This is a genomic window from Sporomusa sp., from assembly GCF_057736855.1.
The window spans coordinates 3,439-6,232 of the sequence record NZ_JBYKYF010000180.1; the positions used below are offsets into that span (position 1 = coordinate 3,439).

The following is a 2,794-nucleotide window of genomic DNA, read 5'->3' on the forward strand; positions in this document are numbered from 1 at the left end:
AGTCAAGGCACAGCCCATGAAATTAGCGGCAGCCGAAGCGTTATGGGAGACTGCCAATCCAGCACCATTTGCCATAGCTGCCCTGATTGACGAGCAGAATAGAACCAATTCGTTGGAAATAAAAATTCCGGCTATGTTGTCGATATTGGCGAATAATGATCCGAATACCCCGGTTAAGGGTATTAACGATATTGAGCAGGAGTATAGGGATAAATACGGTCCTGGCAATTATGTGCCGGCAGTCACCCCGATATTTTGGAGTTTCCGCATCATGGTAGCGGCTGGTAGTGTCATGCTGCTGGTTGTGTTGGTAGCAGCTTTCCTGTGGTGGCGTGGACAACTGGAAACCAAATCCTGGTTGTTAAAAGCGGTATTATGGAGTCTACCGCTGCCATATATTGCGAATACGACAGGCTGGTTTGTTACGGAAATCGGCCGCCAGCCCTGGATTGTCTTTGGTTTGCAACGGGTAGAAGACGCTGTATCGCCGTCGATTGGCGCAGGTAGCATTTGGCTTTCCCTTATAGGCTTTACGCTGGTATACGCTTTATTGGCAGGTGCCGCTGTGTATCTTGTACAGAAATTTGTTCGGCAAGGCCCGGTGGATACTCCGGTAACTCCCAATAAACCGGCAAAGGGGGCGATGTTATGGAATTAACTGTACTTTGGTTTATTCTGGTTACGGTATTGTTTGTTGGCTTCTTTTTCCTGGAAGGGTTTGACTATGGTGTGGGAATACTTCTTCCTTTTCTGGGAAAGGACGATACCGAACGTCGGATACTGATTAACACGATCGGCCCGGTTTGGGATGGCAATGAGGTATGGATGATTACTGCAGGCGGGGCCATGTTTGCTGCCTTTCCGCATGTGTATGCCACCATGTTCAGCGGTTTTTATGTAGCATTGTTCCTGATGTTGATGGCACTCATTGTCAGAGGAGTGGCCTTCGAATTTCGCAGTAAGGATGAACAATCTGCTTGGCGAACAACATGGGACTGGATGATTTTTTTCGGCAGTGCGATTCCTGCCCTGCTATGGGGGGTAGCTGTCACTAATCTGATTAAAGGTATTCCCATTGATGCAAGCATGCAGTATGTAGGTACATTTTTTGACTTGCTGAGTCCTTATACTCTGGTTGGCGGTTTGGCTTTCTTGTTGGTGTTTATCTTCCACGGGGCGATGTATTTGACTCTAAAAACCACCGAAGCGTTGGTGGAACGTGCGCGCAGTGCTGCCATTAAGGTCGGGATATTGGCAGCGGTATTTTGTTTGGCGCTTGTTGGTATGACCTACACCAACACCGACTTGTTTGCCAGTACTGGCGCCGGCATTACTCTCTGGGGAGCAGTTGTCCTGTTTGTCGGAGCTTATGCCGCCGTATACGCTAAACGCTATGGACTTGGGTTTGGGTTAAGCAGTCTGACTATTGCGTTTACGACAATAGCCTTTTTCTGGGGGCTGTTTCCTCGACTGATGGTATCAAGTCTCAATCCGGCCTGGAGTCTGACAATTACGAATGCGTCCTCCTCGCAATATACTTTGACGATTATGACAGTGGCTGCGCTGGCGCTGGTGCCTGTCATACTGGTGTATCAAGGCTGGGTATATTGGACTTTCCGCAAGCGGATAACGGCTAAAGACTTAGAATATTAATGTAAATGGTTGGTACAGGTGGTGAGGATATGGCGTTACAGGATGAGGATAAAGAATATTTATGGCAGTTATCCTGGATTTATCCCAGTGACTATATGGCTGAGCTTAAAAGGCTAGCCGAAGAGGTAATTAAAAACCAGCTTGCTAGCACCGGGGAACGCCAGAATATCCGAGACATCGTCCGGGACATTATGACGAATTTGCAGTCAGATCAGGAAGATACATCGCCGGAAGATGATCTTGCTGAAGCTGCGCGAGCTGAAGCGGAAGCAGCGATACGGGAAAGGGTATTGGCTGCCCTGCAGGGCGGCCAGCCCTATCTCCTGGCTGCGATGGGGCCTGAGGTAATTGTTCCACTGGTGGAAGCGCTTACTAGGCAGGATGAACTGGCGGCCAATGCCCGGTTAGCACTTATGCGGTTAACCGATGGCAGTGCTATTGATACCTTGTGCAGGATTTGGGCAGAAACCCGTAACCAGGCACTGGAGCAAATCATTATGGAATCCGGATATCTGGCATCCCAGCCGTTAGCGGTACGACTTCTAACCGTACTCAAGACAGGGGCAGACCGGATGATGCTGACAGAAGGCCCGGAGCTTATTCCAGCCTTGTTGGAGGCGGTTGATGATGTTGACCGTACGATAGCCGGGCGAGCCAGACGGATGCTGCTGACATTAACCAACCGGCAAGCGATTAATGCGTTATGTGAAATGGTTCTTGCCGGAGAAAATGAGCGGCTGAAAAACTGGGCCGTCATGGCCCGCTATGCTCCTGACCCTGATAGTAGAGCCGCTCTATATTACTGTATTACCGGGCAGTGGGATAAATACTATGCCCTTGACTGGCAGGAAACCAGACCTTTGTTAGCTAAAGGCTATAATCAGGCCACTTCGGCTGAGCGGCAGTTGTTTTTGGCAGCCGCCCGGAAAAACGGTCATAGTTTGCTGTTACCTAAGCTGTTGCTAGAAGGCAGCGACCGAGATGAGTATGAAGAGATTACGCATGCTGATTGGGCAGCCATGCTGGATATGCTTGTTAGCCAGGAACGCTGGCAGGAATTATACCGGTTAATATTTAAAGCTCCACCAAACTGGGCTGCTGAATTTGTGCTGGCCTTGAGCAGTAGTGGCTGGATGCCCAA

3 protein-coding genes are annotated in these 2,794 nt (G+C 49.5%); all 3 read left to right on the forward strand.

Annotated elements, in window-relative coordinates:
• A partial coding sequence (locus tag AC29Z1_RS11790; protein WP_488271660.1) for a cytochrome ubiquinol oxidase subunit I occupies positions 1-658 on the forward strand: 658 nt, incomplete at its 5' end.
• Positions 649-1,653 (forward strand): cytochrome d ubiquinol oxidase subunit II, encoded by a 1,005-nt coding sequence (gene cydB / locus AC29Z1_RS11795; RefSeq protein ID WP_488271661.1) that lies wholly within the window; start codon positions 649-651, stop codon positions 1,651-1,653. The genes AC29Z1_RS11790 and cydB, both read left to right, overlap by 10 nt.
• Positions 1,654-1,658: 5 nt before the next feature.
• A partial coding sequence (locus AC29Z1_RS11800; protein WP_488271662.1) for a hypothetical protein occupies positions 1,659-2,794 on the forward strand: 1,136 nt, incomplete at its 3' end.